Origin of the sequence: Paenibacillus andongensis (genome assembly GCF_025369935.1) — a bacterium.
Lineage (GTDB): Bacteria > Bacillota > Bacilli > Paenibacillales > NBRC-103111 > Paenibacillus_E > Paenibacillus_E andongensis.
This window is the reverse complement of the sequence record NZ_CP104467.1, coordinates 1,013,431-1,035,247: the sequence shown is the minus strand read 5'-3', so window position 1 is coordinate 1,035,247 and position 21,817 is coordinate 1,013,431. Positions and strand designations below refer to the sequence as shown.

At 46.0% G+C, this 21,817-nt stretch carries 20 protein-coding genes, 12 tRNA genes, 1 rRNA gene, 1 pseudogene and 1 riboswitch; of the genes and pseudogenes, 2 read left to right on the top strand and 32 right to left on the bottom strand.

What is annotated here, in order from left to right; all coding sequences use genetic code 11:
- Positions 1–84: 84 nt before the first annotated feature.
- The 11 genes from NYR53_RS04755 to yyaC all read right to left on the bottom strand — a co-directional run bounded on the left by NYR53_RS04755 (position 85) and on the right by yyaC (position 10,587).
- Positions 85–1,293, bottom strand: a complete 1,209-nt coding sequence (locus NYR53_RS04755; protein ID WP_261304132.1) for a M24 family metallopeptidase — start codon at positions 1,291–1,293, stop codon at positions 85–87.
- 50 nt (positions 1,294–1,343) lie between these two features.
- Positions 1,344–2,096 (bottom strand): amino acid ABC transporter ATP-binding protein, encoded by a 753-nt coding sequence (locus NYR53_RS04750; RefSeq protein ID WP_290429003.1) that lies wholly within the window; start codon positions 2,094–2,096, stop codon positions 1,344–1,346.
- Positions 2,097–2,109: 13 nt separating this feature from the next.
- A complete protein-coding gene (locus NYR53_RS04745; RefSeq protein ID WP_261304130.1) occupies positions 2,110–2,754 on the bottom strand; it encodes an amino acid ABC transporter permease in 645 nt (214 codons plus the stop codon).
- 217 nt (positions 2,755–2,971) lie between these two features.
- Entirely contained in the window at positions 2,972–3,841 is an 870-nt protein-coding gene (locus tag NYR53_RS04740) for a transporter substrate-binding domain-containing protein (RefSeq protein ID WP_261304129.1), read from the bottom strand.
- A gap of 31 nt (positions 3,842–3,872) precedes the next feature.
- The gene (locus tag NYR53_RS04735) at positions 3,873–4,454 is read right to left on the bottom strand and encodes a TetR/AcrR family transcriptional regulator (RefSeq protein ID WP_261306277.1); all 582 of its coding nucleotides are present in this window, start codon (positions 4,452–4,454) and stop codon (positions 3,873–3,875) included.
- Positions 4,455–4,618: 164 nt separating this feature from the next.
- Positions 4,619–5,059, bottom strand: a complete 441-nt coding sequence (locus tag NYR53_RS04730) for a DUF441 domain-containing protein (RefSeq protein WP_437180162.1) — start codon at positions 5,057–5,059, stop codon at positions 4,619–4,621.
- Between the two features lie 725 nt (positions 5,060–5,784).
- Entirely contained in the window at positions 5,785–6,564 is a 780-nt protein-coding gene (locus NYR53_RS04725) for a hypothetical protein (protein WP_261304127.1), read from the bottom strand.
- A 462-nt stretch (positions 6,565–7,026) separates the two neighbouring features.
- Positions 7,027–7,335: a hypothetical protein gene (locus NYR53_RS04720; protein ID WP_261304126.1), complete on the bottom strand. Its 309-nt coding sequence runs from the start codon at positions 7,333–7,335 to the stop codon at positions 7,027–7,029.
- A gap of 89 nt (positions 7,336–7,424) precedes the next feature.
- Positions 7,425–7,724 carry an iron-sulfur cluster assembly accessory protein gene (locus NYR53_RS04715; protein ID WP_261304125.1) on the bottom strand — a complete coding sequence of 100 codons (300 nt, stop codon included), beginning with the start codon at positions 7,722–7,724 and terminating at the stop codon, positions 7,425–7,427.
- Between the two features lie 496 nt (positions 7,725–8,220).
- On the bottom strand, positions 8,221–10,005 hold the full coding sequence (locus NYR53_RS04710) for an ABC transporter ATP-binding protein (protein ID WP_261304124.1): 1,785 nt from the start codon (positions 10,003–10,005) through the stop codon (positions 8,221–8,223).
- A 48-nt stretch (positions 10,006–10,053) separates the two neighbouring features.
- Complete coding sequence (gene yyaC, locus NYR53_RS04705; protein ID WP_261304123.1) at positions 10,054–10,587, bottom strand: spore protease YyaC; 534 nt, start codon at positions 10,585–10,587, stop codon at positions 10,054–10,056.
- A 135-nt stretch (positions 10,588–10,722) separates the two neighbouring features.
- On the opposite strand from yyaC, the gene NYR53_RS04700 reads away from it, so the two are divergent.
- Positions 10,723–11,892, top strand: coding sequence for a glycosyltransferase family 2 protein (locus NYR53_RS04700; RefSeq protein WP_261304122.1), 1,170 nt, complete (start codon positions 10,723–10,725; stop codon positions 11,890–11,892).
- Positions 11,893–11,915: 23 nt separating this feature from the next.
- Positions 11,916–13,370, top strand: coding sequence for a stalk domain-containing protein (locus NYR53_RS04695; protein WP_261304121.1), 1,455 nt, complete (start codon positions 11,916–11,918; stop codon positions 13,368–13,370).
- On the opposite strand, the gene NYR53_RS04690 is transcribed toward NYR53_RS04695, so the two are convergent.
- The 21 genes and pseudogenes from NYR53_RS04690 to rrf form a co-directional block, all read right to left on the bottom strand.
- Positions 13,367–13,963, bottom strand: coding sequence for a hypothetical protein (locus NYR53_RS04690; RefSeq protein WP_261304120.1), 597 nt, complete (start codon positions 13,961–13,963; stop codon positions 13,367–13,369). The genes NYR53_RS04695 and NYR53_RS04690 overlap by 4 nt on opposite strands.
- A 246-nt stretch (positions 13,964–14,209) precedes the next feature.
- Positions 14,210–15,100, bottom strand: coding sequence for a C40 family peptidase (locus tag NYR53_RS04685; protein WP_261304119.1), 891 nt, complete (start codon positions 15,098–15,100; stop codon positions 14,210–14,212).
- 2 nt (positions 15,101–15,102) lie between these two features.
- Positions 15,103–15,262, bottom strand: a riboswitch (cyclic di-AMP (ydaO/yuaA leader).
- A 66-nt stretch (positions 15,263–15,328) separates the two neighbouring features.
- Positions 15,329–15,924 (bottom strand): annotated as a pseudogene (locus tag NYR53_RS04680) (permease).
- A 373-nt stretch (positions 15,925–16,297) separates the two neighbouring features.
- Positions 16,298–16,368, bottom strand: a tRNA-Gly gene (locus tag NYR53_RS04675).
- Positions 16,369–16,386: 18 nt separating this feature from the next.
- Positions 16,387–16,463, bottom strand: a tRNA-Pro gene (locus NYR53_RS04670).
- A 16-nt stretch (positions 16,464–16,479) separates the two neighbouring features.
- Positions 16,480–16,556 (bottom strand) — tRNA-Arg (locus NYR53_RS04665).
- 8 nt (positions 16,557–16,564) lie between these two features.
- Positions 16,565–16,639, bottom strand: a tRNA-Gly gene (locus NYR53_RS04660).
- A gap of 102 nt (positions 16,640–16,741) precedes the next feature.
- On the bottom strand, positions 16,742–17,440 hold the full coding sequence (locus NYR53_RS04655) for an AIM24 family protein (RefSeq protein ID WP_261304118.1): 699 nt from the start codon (positions 17,438–17,440) through the stop codon (positions 16,742–16,744).
- Positions 17,441–17,467: 27 nt separating this feature from the next.
- The gene (locus NYR53_RS04650) at positions 17,468–17,923 is read right to left on the bottom strand and encodes a hypothetical protein (protein ID WP_261304117.1); all 456 of its coding nucleotides are present in this window, start codon (positions 17,921–17,923) and stop codon (positions 17,468–17,470) included.
- A gap of 417 nt (positions 17,924–18,340) precedes the next feature.
- Complete coding sequence (locus tag NYR53_RS04645; protein ID WP_056835583.1) at positions 18,341–18,850, bottom strand: ferritin; 510 nt, start codon at positions 18,848–18,850, stop codon at positions 18,341–18,343.
- Positions 18,851–18,963: 113 nt separating this feature from the next.
- Complete coding sequence (locus tag NYR53_RS04640; RefSeq protein ID WP_261304116.1) at positions 18,964–19,215, bottom strand: DUF1450 domain-containing protein; 252 nt, start codon at positions 19,213–19,215, stop codon at positions 18,964–18,966.
- Between the two features lie 231 nt (positions 19,216–19,446).
- Complete coding sequence (locus tag NYR53_RS04635; RefSeq protein WP_261304115.1) at positions 19,447–20,292, bottom strand: alpha/beta hydrolase; 846 nt, start codon at positions 20,290–20,292, stop codon at positions 19,447–19,449.
- 511 nt (positions 20,293–20,803) lie between these two features.
- A tRNA-Leu gene (locus tag NYR53_RS04630) sits at positions 20,804–20,888 on the bottom strand.
- A 46-nt stretch (positions 20,889–20,934) separates the two neighbouring features.
- Positions 20,935–21,007, bottom strand: a tRNA-Lys gene (locus tag NYR53_RS04625).
- A 19-nt stretch (positions 21,008–21,026) separates the two neighbouring features.
- A tRNA-Asp gene (locus NYR53_RS04620) sits at positions 21,027–21,103 on the bottom strand.
- Between the two features lie 33 nt (positions 21,104–21,136).
- Positions 21,137–21,213: transfer RNA gene (locus NYR53_RS04615), tRNA-Met, on the bottom strand.
- A gap of 36 nt (positions 21,214–21,249) precedes the next feature.
- Positions 21,250–21,325, bottom strand: a tRNA-Val gene (locus NYR53_RS04610).
- Positions 21,326–21,348: 23 nt separating this feature from the next.
- A tRNA-Glu gene (locus tag NYR53_RS04605) sits at positions 21,349–21,423 on the bottom strand.
- Positions 21,424–21,459: 36 nt separating this feature from the next.
- Positions 21,460–21,551 (bottom strand) — tRNA-Ser (locus NYR53_RS04600).
- 27 nt (positions 21,552–21,578) lie between these two features.
- Positions 21,579–21,654, bottom strand: a tRNA-Asn gene (locus tag NYR53_RS04595).
- Positions 21,655–21,659: 5 nt separating this feature from the next.
- Positions 21,660–21,776, bottom strand: a 5S ribosomal RNA gene (gene rrf, locus NYR53_RS04590).
- Positions 21,777–21,817: the final 41 nt, after the last annotated feature.

Below are 21,817 nucleotides of genomic sequence, written 5' to 3'. Positions count from 1 at the left end.
AACTCCCCTGCCCGTCCCTCGGGGAAGTCCTTCCTATAAAAAACCGGTTCATACCCAATATAAGGGCACAAACCGGTTTATATTTTAAAGCGAAATAAGATCCGTAGTTAGCCGATTCAGCCGCTCACAGCCATTATCTGTGACAAGGACCATATCCTCAATCATGATCGAACCTAAACCGTGACCATAGTATGGCGTCTCCAAGCAAATCACCATGCCCGGACGAAACACTGTAGCCTCTGATGGACTAATGAAAGGCGCTTCTTCTGCGGCGAGGCTTAGACCCGCGCTGTGGCCGAGATGACCGCGGTTGTAATTCGGAAGACCTGAGGAGCGAATCAGATTCATGACCTCCTCAAAGGCATTCTTCATCGGCATTCCTGGCTCGATGATCTGCAGAAGACGGTCATGTCCCACCCTTAGTGCGCTGTAAATTCGCTTCGCCAAATCCGAAGGAGGACCCAGCACGAAAGTGCGGGCGATGTCGGAGCCATATCCGGCCACATCGACACCCACGTCAAATTTAATCAGATCCCCCCGCTCACTTGGACGAGTGTCAAATACATGCGCAGGAGCAAAATTGGCTCCTACGGAAACCATATGAAACCGTGCGGTCGACCCATCCGGATATCGCATCAAGGCCTTGCGGAAGGTTTCAACAATCTCCGCGGCGGAGATGCCTACCTCTATTTCACGTATCGTTGCAACGATGCCTTCCTCTGCATAATGGCAAGCTTTGCGCAGCTGTTCGATCTCCCACGGGGTTTTTATCGCACGCAGCTTGGTAAAGATAGGACTAGCTTCCACCAACTCGGATATTCCGGGGCAGGCTTGCCGTAACGCCATGACAGACGGGTATCGCATCGAGCTTAGCTCGACAGCGATTTTCCCGCGGGAGGCTCCATACTCAGCGAGCACCTGACCCAGCACCCTGAACATTTCCTCCGCTTGGGGGGAGACCGGCCGCTTTCCTTGAAATTTGCCGCCGATCAGACCCAGCGGGTCATCAACATCCACCCAGGTGGGATACGTTCGGACCTCGTACCCTGAAAGATCGTTCGCGACACCGGCCGCTTCAAAATCGTTCATGATCAAGATCGTCTTACGGCTAGGATCACGAAACAGGACGGCGAGTGCAACTTCACTCATACGCAAGGTATACATGAATGCGCTTTGGTGACCGGAAAGATAATAAAAGTTTTCACAGCTAGAAGAAACAAGAGCGTCGATCTGTTCGTTCTCCATGATCAATCTCGCTCGCTCTGAAATGGTTTTTAAATGATCTTCAGCCATGTGGGCCACAATCTCAACTCCTTCGGATTAGGTTTTCCTATCTCCGTATGTTAAACAGGCTCCTGGGCCATCTGTCGCAAAAATTTGCGCGCCCGCTCGGTTTGCGGTTGGACAAAAAATTGCTCCGGGGCTCCTTCCTCCTGAATGACGCCTTCACTCATAAAGATAACTCGATTCGCAACCTCTTGTGCAAATTTCATTTCATGCGTGACCACAATCATCGTCATGCCCTCGTTAGCCAGCTGCCTCATAACCGCCAAAACTTCGCCGGTCAATTCCGGATCAAGTGCCGAGGTCGGCTCGTCGAATAGCATAATTTGAGGCTGCATCGCCAAAGCACGGGCAATCGCAACCCGCTGCTGCTGGCCGCCGGAGAGCCGGGAAGGATATTCATGCTTTTTCTCGGCCAAGCCCACTTTATGAAGCAATGACTCGGCCAGTTCAATCGCCTGCTCCTTAGGCATGTTTTTCACGGTTACTGGAGCCGTAATCACATTTTCCAGGACGGTCAAGTGCGGAAATAGATTAAAAGATTGAAAAACCATACCGGTTAAGTTACGAAGTTCCCGGATGGCTTTTTTCTTCGTCGGAGCATTCATCGAATTATCCCACTGGATGTTGTCCACACGAATCGATCCCGCGTTAGGCTCTTCTAGACCGTTCAGGCATCGAAGCAGCGTGCTTTTCCCTGAACCACTAGGACCTAAGAGGACTACAATTTCCCCAGAATGAATGCGGAGGTTTATATCCTGCAGCACTGTCAAAGCATCGAACCGTTTATTCAGATGGTTTACTTCTATCAAACCCATCACACCCTTAATATGCCTTTGATAATTTTTTCTCGATGCGGTTAAGAATGTTGGAAAAGAACATGCTCATTATCCAGTACATGAGAGCAATGGAAATGTAAAAAGGCATGGCAATATAATATTGCGCGATAAGCAGTTGGGCTGAGCGCAGCAGCTCCGTTACTGTCACAATGGAAACGAGCGAAGTCTCTTTCAGCATTCCTATAAATGTATTACCCATAGGGGGAATCGCCACTCGGGCTGCCTGCGGAAGAATAATCTTGCGCATCGTCTGCCAAGGGGACATGTTCAGGGATAAAGCCGCTTCCGTCTGACCCTTAGGCACAGACAGAATCGCGCCCCGAAATGTCTCAGATAAATAGGCGCCTATATTAATGCTAAGTGAAATATAGGCCGCTGTGATCGGCCCAAATGTAATCCCATAATCAGGTAAACCATAATAAATAATGAAGATTTGCACAATGATCGGGGTTCCGCGGATGATGGACACATACCCTCTGGCCAAAGTACTGATCAGCCGATTTCCTTTTAACCGGGCGATGGCTACGAACAGAGCGATAAAAAATCCAAAGAACATCGAGACGATTGTGATAAGCAGGGTATAGTATGCGCCTTTGAAAAGAAAGCCTAAGTTATCTAAAACGAGTTCCATTCTTGCGGCCTCCTAAAAATGTGAGACTTTGACCTCCAATCAAAGATCCCTATATCTCCCCACAAAGTGACGTATTGCTTCGAAGCTTAGTCCGTCCGCTCCGAGCGCAAGCTCGGTCGGCGTTTAAACTTTCCGCTTAAAGCGGTCAAGCTTCTTCGGCTAACTTCGACAAGTGTTTATACATTACTTTGCGGGGTCCCCGATATATTCCAATTACTTAAAAGTTCGGATCGACACCAAACCATTTTTGGTGAATTTCTTTAAGCGTTCCATCGGTTTTCATATCGCTTAAGGCTTTGTTGATGGCTTCCACCAACTCCGGATTGTTTTTGCGGGTAGCTACACCTGCGAAATCTTCCTTGATCGGCGTTCCGACCGCTTTAATGTTCAGCTTGTTTTTATCCATGAGAGGCTTCAAGGCAAAGATATTGTTGATGGTCGCGTCAATTCTTCCGGTGTTCAGGTCCATCAAGGACGAAATGACATCGTTGTACGTGGCGATTTCAAAATTTCCGACCTTCGGCATAGCCACATCGCGCAAATATTTCTCATCGTTCGTACCGAGACCGATACCGATCTTTTTGCCTTTGAAATCCTCAATCGCTTTGATCGTGTTGTTATCGCCCTTAACAACGACATTAACCGAGTTTTTAATATAAGGATTGGAGAAATCCATTGTTTTCTTGCGGTCTTCGGTAATGGTCACCTGGCTTATCAATACGTCGTATTTATCTTTTTGCAAACCTTCAATCAAGCCGGAAAATTCACCGGTAATGAATTCAGCTTGTACACCAAGCTTCTTCGCGACACCCTTAGCGATGTCGGCATCGTAGCCGTCTACTTCTTTCTTATCATTCAAAAAGTTGTAGGGAGCGTAGGTACCCATCAAGCCCACTTTGATTTTGCCGTTTTTCTTGATTTGCTCAAGCAAGTTTGCTGAAGCCGGAGAAACGGCTGGTGTGTTTTTAGAATCGGTTGTGGGACTTGCCGCCGGCTGTTGTGTTGTTTTTCCACACCCGACTAACGCTAGACCCACGACTGTAAGTAATGATGCCGCTTTAACTAATTGTTTAACCTTAACTGTCATTTTGATACACCCCTATATGATATTTTATTTACTAACCTAACAATCCCCGGAATTCGAACCGTGCCGTTTCCTCAGCAATTTCCGAAGGCGTGTATGCGGATGTGTAATCAACATCGTGCATAGGTCCGAACAACCACTTGGTAAGAACGCCTGTAATTAAAGAGACGAGTATGTTTACACGAAGAGATACGTCTGTAAAATGTGGAAGCATCTCCAGCTCGATGGCTCGGTTTACATTGTTCTTGAAGGCTTCCTCGAATGCGATCCACGTTTCCGAAACAGCTTCCCGGATCAAGGGGTCTGCGCCCTGGCCTTTGATAAGTAAAAATGCCATCAAATTCCGGTTGCGATCGGCGAACTCGAACAAATCCGTCAACAATCTTGCAGATGAGCTAACCATATCATCTACAGAGCCCGCATGCTTGCGATAGCCTTGTTCAATCACTTTCGTTAGCTTCTCTTTGCCATTCTCGATCAGGCGGACCGCGAGCTGCTCTTTGCCTTCAAAGTACCAGTAAAACGTTCCTTGCGACACGCCAGCTGCTTTGACCACGTCGGAAATCTTCGTGTTGTGATATCCTTTGCGTGCAAATAGCTCTAATGCTGTGTTCATCAGAACCTGCTCTCGAAGCTGTTCTTCATTCACTAAAGATGCCAGTTTCATGAACTCCCTTCCATTAACTGACGAGTCAGTTAAGTTAATTCCGATGGGTTTACTATAGTATAAGAAACTCCTATAGTCAAGTCGTAATTATATACTCTTTCAAGGCTTGGCTGTCATTTCCCAATCAGCAGTGATAATATTCCAGCAGCTATCAACGGACCAACAGGCACACCTTTTAGAAAGGCCACGCCTATTATTGTCCCAATGACAAGACTTGTTACGATTGTAGGGTTACCGGACATCAAAAGAGCGCCGCGTCCGCCTAGATACGCTACCAACACGCCAACGACGATGGCTGCAATCGATTTCCAGTGCAAGAAGGACTGGTAAAGCTCCTTGATGCTGATCGAGCCGCTGGCCAGAGGCGATAAAATCCCAATCGTCAGGATAATGATACCAAGCGAGAGTCCATTCTTCTCAATCCACGGGAAGACTTGGTGCAAATTGACGACGCGAATAAGCAAAAGTACGACGGCAGCAATCGTAATTGAATTGTTGCGGCTGATGACACCAAGCAAAGCCAGAAGAATTAGCATTAACGATGGCATATCTATCTGAGGCAAACCGACCAACCTCCTTTTCGCTTTGTAGAGGGCTGAATATTTTGGTTATAGATCTTATCATTTCACAATATCCATATCGTATCCATGGACGAAAAAAACCTCCGAACGCGTCTCACCGACGTCTGGAGGTTTTCTCAGCTTTAACGCGCCACTCGCTTAATTTCAGTTCCATCCTTTAGCAATAACCGGTTTCTTTTTGTTATTAAAAAACCTACTAAATAAATTCGATTTCTTTTTTCGTTTGAGAGTGAGTTTAATCCCTTCAATTAGTAGTCTTGATCTCAATTCGTCGCGACGATTAAGTGTGTGTAACCTCTTTATGAACTGCTTGTCCATATTGACCATCCCTCCCAAGTGTCTGTAAATGAGAAGCAGGACTTCTGAATCTTTTATAACCATTATAAGCTTGAATTGGATAAATGTTTGTCACTTTATAGATGAGCGAAACGCTTATTTTGTCGACATTTAGGCAGCACAAAGAGATCGGAAGCACCATCCCGACCCCTTGCATTCTGCACCGTTAGGGAATAGCGGTTCGCTCCAGGTGAACCCGTCACCTTTATCTCTTGGAATAATGTGCATATGATAATGCGTTAAGTCGTTAAACACTCCGCCGTTCTGGCATATAGAAATGCCGTCCGTTTGGCTCCATCCCATTAGAAATTCGACACCCGAGGCAATCCATTCCTATCACTCCATTCTTTTAGAATTGGACACTACATATCATTTATATTAAAATCCTTTAATCTCACCAGTTCTTTTCTTCCTCTGTTTCCTTTTGTTGTTTTTATATGGCCTTGTTCATCCGTTTTTCTTGTTATGTATTCTCCGGTCAATAAGTTATAATCGTCCTCATCTGCATTTTCTCTTGTTGTTGTGCCTGTAAAATAAGTTCCCATCGTAGCTCCAATTAAAAACCAATCATGATCCTGGTACCTAAATCTATATTTGTTATACCATCTCCAATTACTTCCACCATAGTCGCTTATGACGACTGATCCCCTATCTATGGTAAGGCTCTCGAATGGGTCTCCCCAAACTCCACCTTCGTCTGCCTTTAAAACTACTTTATCAGCAATAATAGAGATCGTATAAGTATGATCCTTAGTACCGAATGCAATTAAAAGTGATCTAGGAGGTGCCTCTTTATCATTCGACGTCTTTTCAATAATAGCCGCGATATCTGAAATGCGGTCATTGTTTAAATCACCTTCAACTTGTATCGGCTCTCCTTTTACTTTTTCTAAAATATGCCAACCAACAGGTATAATTGAATTTACTGACATATTTGCTGCTGTTGGTGTTGCTGTTGCTGTTGCAATAGCAGTTTGTTCTGGTCCCGAGACTTTTGAAGATGGTGATGGCGATATTAGACTAAGGGATTCAGTCACTTCACTAGCCGTAGCTAATGATGAATTTTCCACGCTTTTCTTATTACTCTCACAACCAATAAATAAGAAAACAAGCATAAAAGCTAGTATCGTATATTTTAGCATCTAATCCCAGGCCCTTCCTTTTTTTCTTAAAAAGAACAAATATCCGACTTCAATAATACCACATTATCCCAAGTTAAAAAGCATATGGCTGACCTTTAACTAAGCGATGGGTTTCCATGAAAATAGAATCTGGTCCGATAAATGACAAGACTTGATCCATTCATTTAGGCGAAAACCGCGCTTACAGCGAGCGCTCTGCGAGCCGACAGAGTCTGAGATGCCGATAATCGACTTCTCAGCTGACCATCCTGCGAGTTCGTTCTGTATAAGCGCGAAAAACGCGCTTATTCAGGAGCGCCCCAACAAATAAGCGCGTTTTCCGCGCTTACAGCGAGTGCCCTGCGAGCTGACAGAGTCTGAGAAGCCGAAAATCGACTTCGTCATTCTACATCACTTATCCACAAATCGGCATTTGCATAATTTCCTATACAATTAGAAAAGGCAGCCCTCGGCTGCCTTTTCTTACCCTTCCAACACATCCGCACCCAATTCACCCGCAACCTCAATCATCTTGGGGATCACTGCTTCATTGGTGCCGGAAACGTAAATATCTCCCTGATAATACCGGAATGGGATTTTGGTATCACCATAACTCCACATGAAAAAGTCTCCCTCAATGGACATGCTGGTAGTACCTGTCACCGTAAACACGGATGTATAGGAAAAGTCCGGTTTAGAGGTAAAATACTGTTTGCACTCTTCCAAAGAAATTATTTTCGCCGAATTGTCCTTCTCCTGAAATGCTCTTGTAATTCGATAGCGTTGACTCATAAAAAATACCTCCAATATAAAAATAACCCATGTGTAGAAACATGGGAGTTCTCAACAATCTGAGATTTTCACTTATTCAAGCTTGCACTTTATTTTTCAAGAAATCCAGTTGAAGGGTTCGTTATGAAAAATCCTTCTTCAGGTACATGAAAATATTGAATCCAAACCCCATCTAAGAGGTTCTCTCGTTTATCTAGTAAAATTTTAATATCTTTGTCTGTTTCTACGATTTCATCATGTTCCGTAGGTGTATCAAGCTTAACATCATAATGAGCATGTTCCCCATGATTCAGTGTAATATATACACGAATCATCTTCCCTTCTGCTTCTTCCGTACTCAACATATTTTTTAAGACCTTAGCTGCATTTCGATTGATTTTACATTTCATGTTTGACGACCCCTATTCCTATTTTGTACTGTAATTTTATTAGTTACAGAATGGTTTGTCAAGATATCGGAATTATAGCTTCCTATTTCGCCTTGTCATCAAATGAGGCTCCTTATGCTTAGATAAACCATGACACCTTAGTTAATCTTATTCCCATGAGGTAGAGTCGTTATTCTTTGTGTTATTTCTTCCGCGGAACGACAATCCGCTATTTTGGATTAAATGCGCTAAAATTTCAATTTTGCGGAACGTGAGTGCTCTATTGTAAGAAGATTATGCTATCCGAAGCTAAAAACAACGAAATAGCGAATCGTCGTTCCTCTTAGACTTGAATTAGAGCTAATTTCAAGTAAATAGCGATTCTACGTTCCTCTAACTAGAGCCCGACCTTGGAAAATGGATGCAAATCAATGAAGGGGCTAACCTTTCTAGTTTATCTATCTACTCTTTGGACAGCCCCTACCATGACTTATCAACCGGAGTGGCCGCCTATATGTTACTCCTCAGCAGCGTGAGCGAACTGCGTGCTGTACAGCCGCGCGTACAGCCCATCCAGCGCAAGCAGCTCGCTGTGCGTGCCCCGCTCCACCACGCTGCCCGCTTCGATCACCAGAATGTGATCGGCGGCCAGTACCGTGGAGAGCCGGTGCGCGATCACGAGCGTCGTGCGCCCTTGCATCAGCTCTTCGAGCGCCGCCTGCACATAGGACTCGGACTCCGAGTCCAAATGCGACGTCGCCTCATCGAGGATGAGGATGCGCGGGCGCTTCAGGATCGCGCGGGCAATCGCGATCCGCTGGCGCTCGCCGCCGGAGAGCCGGTGGCCGCGCTCTCCGACCATCGTGTCGTACCCTTCGGGAAGCGACACGATAAAGTCGTGGATGTAGGCCTGCCGACACGCGGCCTCCATCTCCTCACGCGTAGCGTCCTCCCGCGCGAAGCGCAGGTTGTCGCCAATCGTCGCATGGAACAGAAACGACTCCTGCGTCACGTACGCGATCTGCGCGCGCAGCGAAGCGAGCTCCACGTCGCGGACGTTCACGCCATCTACCTCGACGACACCCGACGTCGGGTCGTACAGCCGCGCGATCATGCCGATCAGTGTTGATTTCCCCGCGCCGCTTGGCCCGACGAGCGCGACCATCTCACCTGGCTGCGCCTCGAACGTGACGTCCCGCAGCGCATACTGCCCTGGCTTATAAGCGAAGGAAACTTGCTTATAAGCCACCCGGCCAGCGACCGAGCCCAGCGGTTGCGCATCCGCATGGTCCATGACATCTGGCACCATGTCCTGGTACTCGAAGATGCGCTGGAAAACGCCCAGCGCAGTGGCCACCTCAACATGCAGGTTCAACAGCATACCTACGGGCATGTACAACCGGCCAAGATACGCCGCGAAGGCGACGATCGAGCCCAACGTCATGCTGCCGGATATGACAGAGTATCCGCCGTACATATAAATAATCGCTGTGCCTAACGGCCCCAGTGTGCTCGTCGCCATCCCGAACCAGCGGCCAACCAGATTGAGCCGCAGCTCCAAATCCATTACTTTCTGGTTCATAGCCGTAAACTCAATTTCCTGCTGCTTCTCCCTGCCGAAAATACGTGTCAACAAAGCACCGGAAATCCCGAAGTTTTCGCTGAGTTGAGAAGTAATATCCGAACGCACTTTCTGCGTTTCCGTGCGCAGCGATTTCCTTACCCTCGATACTTTTTTCACAGGCAGCACAAACAACGGAAGAATAAGCACAGAGATTATAGCCAGTTTCCAGTCAAGAGCAAACAAAATACCAATGGTCGAAACAACAATAACAATCTGTGTAATTGAGGACACAACTAGCGAAGTCACAACACTTTGCACAGCCTGAACGTCCCCGGTGATCCTCTGAACAATTTCCCCTGACCGAGCGTCTGTAAAGAAAGCCATCGATTGCCGCTGCAAATTATGAAATAAGGACTGTCCCAAATCTCGAATAACCCCTTGGGTTACTTTGGTATTGAGATGATTTTGCCACACACCAAGTACACCGCTTACGACAGGCAGAAATATCATTAACAGCGCCATCCCTGCCAGAAGCTTCATATTGCCCTGAGGGATCGCTTTATCTATGATTTCTTTCATAACAAGAGGTGGGATTAAACCAATCAAGGCTGCAAACAGCGCCAATCCTATAATCGCGATTAATTGCCCCCAATACCCCTTGAACAACCGCAAAATCCGTCTAACCGAAACATCCTTTAACTTCGCTTTAGGCCGATTCCTATCGGAAAGCCGCCCCATACTACCTGGTCCCACTAATCATCTCTCCGTTCTACCCTAAGCTGCCTTCTAAATAGGAAAAGCATGCTCGATTGCCTTCGTCACTTCATCTGCCATCTTCAATACGCTGTACAGCGACGTTGTTTGGAGTACACTATACTGTCTTGGCCCGTCTGCATTGACGATAGCTGCGATCGTATAATCCCCAACTTGAGGCAGCACCTTCCCTACTGACTTCCCCGGAGCCAAAGGCTGATTAGACACCTGATACATGCCTACAGACAGCTTTTGTCCCAAACAAGCATCAATCGCTATCACCACACAGCCAAGTGGAATTTCCTGCAAACGCGCTGTTAAGTTACTAGCATCACAAGGCGCTTCAAGTGTTCCTATCACATGCGGATACCCGAGTTCCACAAGTCTGCTCCCTACAAGCGGGCCCAGTGAATCGCCTGTTGACCGATCTGTTCCTATACATACAAAAGCCAACGAATCCGGCTTCATCACCGACTTTTTCCCAATCGCCTTGAGAAAGATGGCCAACTGTTCGCCATTCATCTTTTTCCAATACTGCTCCCGCGGTTCAATCCGTTCTTCCCCCATCAGATCCTCCCTTCACACGCATCCAACAAAATTTCCCCTCACTCCTGATGAATGATATAATGCGGTCAACTTCTATTCTTTCAAGATTAAGCTTACGATGCAAGTTTTGCTAGCAAAAATTTAAGGAGGCACACCATGTCCACCCTAGGAATTATCGCGATCCTGACCCTCCTCTACTGGCTTTATATCACTTTTGATGTGCATAAAGGCATACATTTACTGCATACACTGCCCAAATCCGCCAAGCTCCCGGACAAACCTCCACTCGTATCGGTCATTATTGCCGCCAAAGAAGAGGAGAGTACTATCCTAGAAACCGTCCGACATCTTCTCACGCAAAATTATCCGCGCCTCGAGATCATCGCCGTCAATGACCGCTCTCAGGACGCTACCGGCGTCCGGCTTGAAGAGCTGCGGAAGTGGTCACAGCACAAAACGGATATTCACACACCGCTGCAAATCATACACATCACTTCTCTGCCTGAAGGCTGGTTAGGCAAGAACCACGCCCTGTACCAAGGGTACCAGCAAGCCAGAGGCCAATATTTACTTTTTACAGATGCGGATATCATTTTTTCATCAGGAACGATTACAGATGCGGTTACTTATATGAAGGAACATGACGTACAACATCTCACGCTGACCCCTAACATGATTGCGCGAAGCACACTGCTTAGAGGTTTCGTTCATTTCTTCCTCTTCTCTTTTTCCTTATTCGTTCGCCCGTGGCGTGCTAACCTTGACAGCGCCCGCGAACCGGGCATCGGAATTGGTGCCTTTAACATGGTCAGCCGCAGCGCTTATGAAGCAATTGGCGCGCATAAATCGATTGCCCTGAGACCGGATGATGACCTTCAATTGGGCATCTCCCTCAAACGAGCTGGTTTCCGACAAAAAGTTCTTTCCGGCAAACACATCCTACAAGTCGAATGGTACCGCTCCCTCAAGGAAGCGATTATCGGTCTGGAGAAAAACCTTTTCTCCGGCTTTCGCTACAGCTACACCATTGCTTTACTCGCTTGTTTGGGACAGCTCATCTTTTTTATATTCCCTTGGCTCGGCCTGATCTTCCTTTGGGACTGGAGAGGAGCCGCCTATGCTGTCGCTGTCATTTTACAAATATGGCTATACCGCAAGTTAATGTTCCGCCTGATGAGCAAACGCGGGGATGAAGCTTTCCTGCTTCCTGTCAGCGCCTCCCTGCTCCTCTATACGATCGTCCGCTCCGTTTGGCTAACTTGGAGACAAGGTGGCATCAATTGGAGAGGAACCTTCTATTCCCTGCGCGAATTAAAAAAGAAGTAAATCCAGAAAGGATGATAGCTGCCATGCTTCGTGCGCGTTTCCGCACTCTTACTTACACCGCGATGCTCAGCTGTCTGCTCTCCGCAGCCGTTATCTTCCCAACTTCATCTTCAGCACAAGGTACCGTTCAAACACAAAGCCGAACGATTGCTCATAATGGCAAGTCGTTTACTGTACAATGGGTCACCGTCGATCTCACCGATCCTTACTTGCGCGTTAAGCCTGTAACGGCTGAGGACGGCATTGGTCATGATGAGCCCTTCTCCTCCATGTTAACGAGAAACCATGCGATTGCAGGGATCAATGGGACTTTTTTTGACGCCTATGAAAAAAATGATACCCAACGCTACCCCAATGGTTTACTCATCGGCTCCGGTGAAATCATGCACTCCGGCATTAATCCTGCTTTTCTCATTCACGCCGACAAAACCGCGAGCTTACAGCGAATCCAGACGGAGCACCAAATAAGCGTTACTCATCAGAGCAAAGCCTACACATTCACAGCTTGGGGTGTGAACAAATATTACGGTGATTCCGTAAGTGATCAAGTCGTTTGGTACACCCGCGCTTTCGGGCGGACGATCGATTTTCCTAATTCAACCAAAGTTGTCCTCCGCGAGGGCAAAGTGACAGCCGTTACGACGCTGAGTGTCGATATTCCCGAAGATGGGTTGGTATTCCTACTTGGAAATAGTGCCAACAATAAGACCTACGTGCTGCCTAATATCCATATTGGCGATACGGTGAAGCTGACCTCATCTCTTCATAATCAAGATACCGGAGCAAGCTCCATGCTTACAGCGGTTGATGCTGCTATTGGAGCAGGACCTCATCTGCTTACCAATGGCGCTGTAGATTTGGACTTCGAACGGGATGGCTTTACCGATCCCAAAATCACTACGAGTGCGAACGTACGCAGCTTCATTGGGTTAGACGCTTCCCATCAGTTCGTCATGGGGACACTCTCCGCAGCTACGATGGCAGATATGGCGCAAGTTCTTCTAAAGCTAGGTTTAACAGATGCGATGAATATGGATGGTGGTGCAAGTTCATCACTGTATGCTAATGGCTCCATGCTGCGAAGTCCCGGTAGGGCGCTGAGCAATGCGCTTGTCATTGAGCGTCTTGATCATCCACAAATCCAATTAGAGGTAAATGGACAATTCGTACATGAGTTCCGAGGTTATCTATTGCAAGAGACAAGTATGGTCCCCTTTCGGGGCATTCTAGAAAGAATCGGTGCCACATTCGAATGGAACGGTACAACCCGTACACTAACTGTTCATCATGGTTCTACTAGTCTTGAGCTTCAGCCGGATCATTCCGTGATGACTGTGAATGGGCAATCGGTCATACTCCCTGAAGCACCTACCATACTAGATGGTCATATTTATATGCCTTTACGAGCCATTATTGAATCTTTAGGCGGACAGATCCAGTGGGATCCACAGCTTTACCGGGCTTCACTTCGTTTTTAGTGCACTCGATTCATTCGTACAATACGGTAATACAGTTGGCTGCTCACCTCTTGCTCCACTTCCAAATAACCTTCCACATGCACATAATCACCCAATATAAAGGTGGAGGCATCGGCAGACCCGGAGTGTGTCAGAAAGAGGAGAGCGGCTTTATCATCTCCAACTACGAACCCGGTTTGCTCATTCACTTGAAACTTATCTAGAACATTCCCATGGTGAGACCTTGCGATATGATGAAAGCGCCAAGACTGATCCTCTTTTATTAGAAAATAAAGCACGCGATTTCTCTGATTATTACTGAATTCCCTCGTTACACCAATCATGCAAACCTTCTCGCCTATGCGAAGATACTCATCGACAATATAAGATTTCAATCGCAATCGGTGCACATTTTTCTGCTGAATATAGGCTTCCATCTCTTCAATCGACCTTTGATCCTTAGGATCCTGTTTCGTTGCGTAAAATACTTCTTTTATAAACGTATCCGTCTGTAGGCTTCTTGCCCCTTTGAAATGATTATACGTAAGGAAAAATCGATCAATGACTCCCTGAATCTCCTCCGGTATGGCAGGACCTTTTTCCACGATATACATGCTATTTGCTCTATTCGAATGTCTTTTTTTATAAAACCAACTTTTCCAGACACTTAATTGCATGCCGTTCGTGTCACCTGCTTTCTTCCAAACATTTCTTCATTATAGGCTAAAAACCATAAAATTTCGATAAAAATCGCAATATTTCGCATAAAAAAAGAACATCTGCCTTCTATGCTCTCATTCGAAAGATTCATAGAAAACAAATGCCCGATATTTTTAATCCTTTTTCACTACATGGCTTACTTACAGAACTCTTTTGGCTCCCACATATCTGGATCCCCAGTATGAACTGGCGAGACTATCTATCCTTACGCCTCTAGACGTTGTCGCCGAAATGAATTGATCATTTCCCAGATAAATACCAACATGATTTACACTGCCCGAAGCAAAAAACACAAGATCTCCAGCCTTCAAGTCCATAACCCTGGTTCCTGCTTCATCGTACATTTGGACCGAAGTTCTGGGTAGATCAATACCTTTAGCTTCGTACAAATAGCGCACAAATCCGGAACAATCAAACCCGCTGGGTGTTGTACCTCCCCAAACGTATGGCGTACCCATAAATGTGTTTGCTGTTTGCACGATTTGAGCAGATATGGATGGTGTAACTACCGCTGCAACCTTTGGAGCTGGTGCTGGTGGCGGTGCAATCCAGGCTGGCTTGTGCGACTTGCCATCGACATCCACAATCGCAATACGATTCGCTTCATTCCATTCAATCGGAGAACCGAATGTTTCAGTAATGAAACGCAAGGGTACATACGTATTACCTTGATAAAGCGTTGGACTGCTTTCCAGACTAATCTTCTTGCTGTTAACGATCGCTTGCTTCTCGTCGGTAGTCAGTTGAATCGTCTGCTGCTTGTTCACCAACGTGACCACTATTTCGCTTTCTTGCTTCGCCCAGCCTACTTGATAACCTAATTTCTCAGATAGTACGCGTAGAGGAACTTGCAACGTTCCTGTGCTGTCAATAAACGGCTCTACTTCTGGAAACTTAATCAACTCATCGTTGACCTGGACTTTCACAGTGGATGTAGATGATGCTGCTTGAACCGAAGAAGCGGAAAACATGGATACTGCCGCACAAACAAGTGCGCATGAACAAATAAAGCTTTTTGTAAAAAGTTTCAAAAATTGTTCCTCCTTGAAGCCTCCGAGGTTAGTTGACGGGTTCGGGAAGAGGTTTCCCTAGCGCGCTCAGTTTATTAAAACAGCTGAGCATTCATTCACCCCAAATAAAGAAGTCCCCCGTACCAGAGCTTTTGCTGCTCCGAGATTCGGCATTTTTTGTCTATGTTAGACTAGCATAGTTAGACAGTTAGTTTCAACTTTTGCATAGTGGTAATAGTTTCCACGGAGTTATAGATGCAAGACAAAGTCTGAAATAAAAGAAGCAATCAACAGAACGGCCATGACTCCTCCCGCAAGACGTGTACGCCAAATTAAGTTACCGTCTGTTGTCATATGTTTTGACAGTTTAGCGGTTTTACGAAGTGTGCGATAGTAAAGAATAGACCCTGCAACCACGAGAATAATCTCAAGAGAAGCACTCACCCACGGCCACTGCCACAGTCTAAATCCTACTAATGGAAGTCCTCCAGCATTTCCCGGTAAGAATGGCATATCTGCACGATGAACGAGAAGATCAAGTATCCAGTGACTGAAGGTAAGCGCTCCTATAGCCGCGCCTCCTCTTTTGCCCCATAACTTCCAAGCCAATAGTCCCGATAAGATAGCAATGAGTAATGCCCCAACTAATGAGTGTGTATAATCAGCGTGAATAATCCCTTCCCCATAACCCGTACCGATGCTTGTATCGATCGTTTCAGCGCCAGAAAGAAATAAGGGTACGAATACAACATCAAGCAGCTGAGTACAAGCATGAGCGCCCAGATCGGCACCTCCGGTGTTCTTGCTTTCACTGCTGCAGCAAGCCCAAAATGTCCAGCAAACATTTACATTCCCTCCCTTTTCGAGCGATTGAGAACTCGGCTTTCCAGCCAGCCACATAACACTGTAAATAAGAGCATAAATACAATAAATGACATGTCGAGCACCATCCCTTTCCGAATCCTAATTTAATTAGCATATTAACTAATATAATTAGTTTTGGCAAGTTTTTTTTCCAGCACAAAGAAGAAGCCTGAACGCCAAGGTTCAAGCTACCGGACTTATAAACAGGAAAAAGCACTCATACAGGCATCCTAATCCGACTGCCCCGTAAACCAAAAAGCGAACTAACCGCATTAAATAAGGGGTATCCTTCCCTTTCTTTTACTCTAAAAAAGAAAAAGACCACCCGAAGGTGGTCTTGATCACTTACTGTTAAGCGGGCGATGGGAATCGAACCCACGCGATCAGCTTGGAAGGCTGAAGTTCTACCATTAAACTACGCCCGCGTACTATAAAGGGATTGATGGTCGGGACGACACGATTTGAACATGCGACCCCCTGCTCCCAAAGCAGGTGCTCTACCAAGCTGAGCTACGTCCCGAAGCGTTAAATGAAAATGGCGCGCCCTGAGAGATTCGAACTCCCGACCTTTTGATTCGTAGTCAAATACTCTATCCAGCTGAGCTAAGGGCGCAAATGAATTGGAGCGGAAGACGGGGATCGAACCCGCGACCCTCGCCTTGGCAAGGCGATGCTCTACCGCTGAGCCACTTCCGCATCGTACAATTACCTGTCATTCTCGCTAACGTTTCTCCGAGGCGACAAGGAATAATATATCAGGAATTAAGGACAAATGCAAATGTTTTTTCTTACCTTTTTTTATTTAATGAAAATCCCGCCAAACGGCAGTACTTCTTTGGCAATGCGACGCAATAAACTGTCATTTTTCATATGCTCATCCAATTTACGATCTGGCTTGCAGGGCTGCATGAGAACATAGCCTTGTCCCGTCATTTCCCAATGATAATTCATATGCTGACTGGCCAATGTGTTGCCGTACACACACAGACGCAGCTGAGCGTTCCGCGGATAGGCAACAAGACAGCTTGTATCGACATATAAGGGCTGCTTAACATCCAAAGCCATTTGATAAATGGGTCCTGCCGTCAGAAGACCTAGTTTACCTGGACCTCTAAATTGCATTTTCACGAAATCCTGCGTAATCAGTGTATTCTTAACATTTTGCAGATGAGAAGCGTAGCTGACTCCCTCTGTGTAAAATAAAACATGTCGGAATTCATACAGAAGATCATCATCCGCATCTATTGGTATAACAGCCATGCTATACCCTTCAGGCAGCCCTAGCATGACATTGGCAGGACCATGCAGCCGTGACTGGACAAAACGCTTCTTCCTATACATACTCGGCAGTTTCATGAAAGAATCTTCTCTCTGCTCAGACTTCCCTTGAAAAGCGACAATTTGGTTCGGATGCAGGACATGAACAGACTCACCCTGTTCGATGCACAACGTGGCTATCTTTGCATGTGAGCTTACTTCCTCGAAAGATACCTCCATACACGCCGACCTCCTCGTAGACTACATCTATCTCATTCCGCGCTTCTGCCTCCGCCAAACCATGAATCGAAACACACGGCCAAGCACAAAATAAAAAACAATCAGCAAAATAGCCGTCACAACCATATAAGTTAATTTCCGATTTCGCTTATCTTTATCTAAATCGACTTGTTCCATGGCCTTCAAGCGCTCTTGCAATTGTTCATTTTCCCTTTTAAGCGTTTCGTTTTGCCCTAGAAGCCGCTCTTCTGTTTCTTGCGAATGCCGTATGGCTTCGGAAAGCTTGTCCTTCTGATCCTCTAATTGCTGTTTCGTAGACTCATAGTCTTTCTGAATTTGTTCCACATTCTCAGGCAATTGATAGATGTCTTTCACCCGATCCAACCATGAGGCTTGGACAGCAGAGGCTGGATACATAAATCCGAACAAGATGACTAGTAGGCCAACGACTTTTATAGCTCCCGCCAAAAAACGTATCTGCATCTGCCGTCTCTCCCCTCGTTTATATCGACATATTCTTCTATTTTACCGCAAAAGTCACCCCTTCACCACTTCTACATAAGGCCCCACATGAAGCATTTGTACACAAGCTCCCTCATGCAGTGATTCATACTTGATATCCGAGATAACGGTCAGTTCCATCCACCCACCATAAGCCTCCTAGCTTGGCTACAGTAAAGTCTTTCTCCTCTTTCTTATAAAGACCTTTGATGCTGTAAGATAGCGTGTAAAGCGCCTCAGTGGCATTTGAGAAGGTTATGCCGTCCGGTCCTTTACATTTTCTCCTAGTATATAAAAGGATTCCTGGCAGGCAGTATGCCAGCAAATATAAAAAAACTTACCCTTCGCCAAATTTCGCGAAATAGGTAAGTCTCATGCTCATAAAAAAGTCGTATGTAATTATTCCGCTGCCGGTGGCGTGAACGAACGCTGAGCAAATTCAGCATCCAACATGTAGAAGGCGTTACTGTCTTTATCAATACGTTTCAATTTGTTAATAATGCTGTCGAACATTGCTTCTTCCTCTACCTGTTCATCAATGAACCATTTCAAAAACTGCATAGTCGCATGTTCTCTATCGTTCAATGCCAAATCTGATAGATGATAAATACGTCTTGTTACTTCTTGCTCATGTTGATAAGCATGTTCAAATGCATCTAAAATCGATTTGTACTCATTGACAGGTGTATCCATACCGGCAAAGCTAACCTTTTTTCCACGGTCATTTATGAATTTAAAAATTTTCATCGCATGGAATTTCTCTTCCTCAGCTTGTACAATAAAAAAGTTGGAAAAGCCGTCTAAGCTTTCCGCAGCACAATAACCAGCAATAGCCAAGTAGACGTGCGCAGAGTAAAACTCATAGTTCATCTGCTCATTGAGCGCTTCTGTAAGTGTATCATTTAACATAGTTGCACACACCTTTCTGTATAGTTATCTCTTGCGTATTCCCCATACATACAAGATTACCAGAACTCCGCATACAAATACAAACGGAAGTAACAATTTCAGAAGGGTTAAGTTCAAGCCATCACGCTTTCTGCCTTGGAATCAGCAATAATTTGTTTGATTTGAGCATAAAGTAAATCAGGCGAAGCAGCACACAACAGCTCCTTTTTACCGATCATGGCGATACATTCTTTCTTGCAATGTTTACAATTACCTAAGCAATCCTTCTTTTTTTGCTTCAGGTCTGGATATTCGCTTTTCAAGGACTTATATATTTGTTTGGATCCGAATTTTTCATTTCTACAGCAGTATTTAATCGTTTTCAATTCGATCTCTCCCCGCCATCGATTATAACTACTATCATTGATATTAGTGATAATAATAATCAATGTCAACTTAAAATTGGGTGAGTTTGTACAAAAAAAGAGTTTTCTTTAGTCCTCCTAAAAGGATTAACAAAAACTCTTTTTCTTGGTGATGAATAACCTCCATCCCGCTGCTACAAAGACTAGGAATAGAACATATCATTTATATTTTGTTGTTTACACATATGCCCCTTAAAGTTCCTTCATCCATTGTCCGATCGTTGCCAAAGCTTGCTCCGTTTGAATGATTTGATCGTGATTATGTCCTTGCAAAATGTGAATACCCAGCTTACTGTGCTTAGCAAATATAGGCTGATACGCCTCCGGCACGAACACTTCGTCTTCGCTGCCTACGAGTATAAAGGAATTTGCGGTAAGCCGCGATATGTAGTCGCCGATGTTGTTGCCGGGCACGCGCGACAACATCAGTCGGAAGCTGAGATTCAGCGACTCCGTGCCATGCAGCTGTTCCTTCGGCGTCATTCTCCGGTAAACGATTGCGCCGTTCCAGCGGCGAATGCCAACGCTATTCAGGAGCATCAGCAGGACAATCCGCGGAACATTGGTGATGGATTCGTTCGTATTCCCTTTTCGGAACACCGGCGAGCCGTTATTCAGTGCAGGGCTGAGCAGCAGAAACGAATAAATTTCCTTCGCCACAGGCTTAATAGCCTGCCGAAGGACAGTTCCTCCTCCGAGCGAATGTCCACCCATGATGATTTTGGCATCGGGACGGCGCTTCCGAATCAAAGCAACTAAATCCTCCAAATCATCGTCAAATTGTCCAATATAGTCGATATCCCCACGACGAGCTGGATTGTCGCCGTAGCCTCTAAGGTCAGGCACAACTACGTTGGCAAGCCCCTCGTTCGCAATAAATTCAGCCATTGGAACCAAGTATTTTCCCGGCTCAGTTACACCATGTAAAAGGATCAGCACTTTATCCGATGCAGGTTGGGAATCGAAAACCCGCACGGCTTGAAGGCTCCCATCCCTTGCCTCGTAATCGGATAAGGCTGATGATAATCGTTGTGTCATGTGCAATACTCTCTCCCATTAACTAATTAATTCCCCTCTACCTAATCACGTAAAACGATCGCCTCCGAATAGGCAAGCGGTCATATGTAAATAACGCTAAATACCAAGTTCGAAACCGCCAAATTCACTTAGGTGACAACTGAACCCTTTTCGCTAACCAATTTGCGCCATCTCCCCAATTGTTTACAAAACTCAACTTTATTCTCCGACTATAGCAGACAAAGTTTAAAACTGGTTAAAAAAAGAGAGCCGCCGTCTTCCTTATAAGGTTTTTCATGATCTTAGACAAATTGAAGCGACAATCCATTACGATTTACCCACGAAAAGCCGCTAAACACTCGGAAACCCAAGTACTTAGCGGGATCGAACCCCTGATCTCACGCTATTTGAATATGAGCTAATCATCAAATACCACACGCCGCGTCGACCTACCTTCTTGGCAGCGAGATGATAATTAAAGTAAAAAAAGAAACCCTTCGAATTTATCGAAGAGTTTCTTTTAAAAGTATGATGCGGTCAAGAGGACTCGAACCTCCACGGGGGGTTAGCCCACACGGACCTGAACCGTGCGCGTCTGCCAATTCCGCCATGACCGCGAAATCAGAGAGACTTTAGACTAAGTCTAAAGATCCCTATAAATACTGAGTCATGTAGGATTCGAACCTACGACACCCTGATTAAAAGTCAGGTGCTCTACCAACTGAGCTAATGACTCACGTCCAGAAATAAAAAAATGGCGGAGCTGACGGGATTCGAACCCGCGGTCTCCTGCGTGACAGGCAGGCATGTTGGGCCACTACACCACAGCTCCACACTATGTAAAACAACTCTCTCAGTAAGAGTTTGGTTGCGGGGGCAGGATTTGAACCTGCGGCCTTCGGGTTATGAGCCCGACGAGCTACCGGGCTGCTCCACCCCGCGACATTACTAGCATGATATTTGATTAAGGATAAAATATGGTGGAGGCTGACGGGATCGAACCGCCGACCCTCTGCTTGTAAGGCAGATGCTCTCCCAGCTGAGCTAAGCCTCCATGGGATATTACTAGAAAATGGATGGTGACCCGTAGGGGACTCGAACCCCTGTTACCTCCGTGAAAGGGAGGTGTCTTAACCACTTGACCAACGGGCCTCGTAAACAGGCTTTTCTTATGTATAAGTTTATAGGTGGCGGAGAGAGAGGGATTCGAACCCTCGAGACGCTTGTGACGCCTACACGATTTCCAATCGTGCTCCTTCGGCCAGCTCGGACACCTCTCCATGAAAAGCCTGATATGTTATAAAAAATGGCTCCCCGAACAGGACTCGAACCTGTGACAACTCGATTAACAGTCGAGTGCTCTACCAACTGAGCTATCAGGGAAAACTGCTTGGCAACGTTCTACTCTCCCAGAACCCTGCGGTTCAAGTACCATCGACGCTGGAGGGCTTAACGGTCGTGTTCGAGATGGGAACGCGTGGGTCCCCTCCGCCATCATCACCAAACAGTCAAAGCGTGTTTGCGCCTTGAAAACTAGATACGAAAC

What these genes read in the sequence shown, in the direction of transcription:
- NYR53_RS04755 (WP_261304132.1), bottom strand. Translation starts at nt 1,293, where the DNA reads ATGGCTGAAGATCATTTAAAAACCATTTCAGAGCGAGCGAGATTGATC.
- NYR53_RS04745 (WP_261304130.1), bottom strand. Translation starts at nt 2,754, where the DNA reads ATGGAACTCGTTTTAGATAACTTAGGCTTTCTTTTCAAAGGCGCATAC.
- NYR53_RS04740 (WP_261304129.1), bottom strand. Translation starts at nt 3,841, where the DNA reads ATGACAGTTAAGGTTAAACAATTAGTTAAAGCGGCATCATTACTTACA.
- NYR53_RS04735 (WP_261306277.1), bottom strand. Translation starts at nt 4,454, where the DNA reads ATGAACACAGCATTAGAGCTATTTGCACGCAAAGGATATCACAACACG.
- NYR53_RS04725 (WP_261304127.1), bottom strand. Translation starts at nt 6,564, where the DNA reads ATGCTAAAATATACGATACTAGCTTTTATGCTTGTTTTCTTATTTATT.
- NYR53_RS04720 (WP_261304126.1), bottom strand. Translation starts at nt 7,335, where the DNA reads ATGAGTCAACGCTATCGAATTACAAGAGCATTTCAGGAGAAGGACAAT.
- NYR53_RS04715 (WP_261304125.1), bottom strand. Translation starts at nt 7,724, where the DNA reads ATGAAATGTAAAATCAATCGAAATGCAGCTAAGGTCTTAAAAAATATG.
- NYR53_RS04710 (WP_261304124.1), bottom strand. Translation starts at nt 10,005, where the DNA reads ATGGGGCGGCTTTCCGATAGGAATCGGCCTAAAGCGAAGTTAAAGGAT.
- yyaC (WP_261304123.1), bottom strand. Translation starts at nt 10,587, where the DNA reads ATGGGGGAAGAACGGATTGAACCGCGGGAGCAGTATTGGAAAAAGATG.
- NYR53_RS04700 (WP_261304122.1), top strand. Translation starts at nt 10,723, where the DNA reads ATGTCCACCCTAGGAATTATCGCGATCCTGACCCTCCTCTACTGGCTT.
- NYR53_RS04695 (WP_261304121.1), top strand. Translation starts at nt 11,916, where the DNA reads ATGCTTCGTGCGCGTTTCCGCACTCTTACTTACACCGCGATGCTCAGC.
- NYR53_RS04690 (WP_261304120.1), bottom strand. Translation starts at nt 13,963, where the DNA reads ATGTATATCGTGGAAAAAGGTCCTGCCATACCGGAGGAGATTCAGGGA.
- NYR53_RS04655 (WP_261304118.1), bottom strand. Translation starts at nt 17,440, where the DNA reads ATGGAGGTATCTTTCGAGGAAGTAAGCTCACATGCAAAGATAGCCACG.
- NYR53_RS04650 (WP_261304117.1), bottom strand. Translation starts at nt 17,923, where the DNA reads ATGCAGATACGTTTTTTGGCGGGAGCTATAAAAGTCGTTGGCCTACTA.
- NYR53_RS04645 (WP_056835583.1), bottom strand. Translation starts at nt 18,850, where the DNA reads ATGTTAAATGATACACTTACAGAAGCGCTCAATGAGCAGATGAACTAT.
- NYR53_RS04635 (WP_261304115.1), bottom strand. Translation starts at nt 20,292, where the DNA reads ATGACACAACGATTATCATCAGCCTTATCCGATTACGAGGCAAGGGAT.